1 rRNA gene is annotated in these 277 nt (G+C 60.6%); it reads left to right on the forward strand.

The annotated features are described in order from the left end of the window. Positions 1 to 92, forward strand: a 5S ribosomal RNA gene (gene rrf, locus ACFYXB_RS40545); the annotation flags it as partial. Positions 93 to 277 lie beyond the last annotated feature (185 nt).

The raw sequence follows: 277 nt of genomic DNA on the forward strand, positions 1-277 counted from the left end.
CGCCCGGTTACATTTCGAACCCGGAAGCTAAGCCTTACAGCGCCGATGGTACTGCAGGGGGGACCCTGTGGGAGAGTAGGACACCGCCGAACAATCTTTGGAAGGACCCCTGGTCCCAGCGTTCAGCTGGGACCAGGGGTCCTTTTGTTTTTACAATGCTTGCGGTACCGAAGACAGGAGTTACCGATGTCCACCAACTCTCCCGAAGACCGACCGGAACGCGACCAGCGCCGACGGGACAGTGGTGACCGCGGTGACCGTGGCGGATACCGCAGTG

The organism is Streptomyces sp. NPDC002619 (genome assembly GCF_042889305.1).
Lineage (GTDB): Bacteria > Actinomycetota > Actinomycetes > Streptomycetales > Streptomycetaceae > Streptomyces.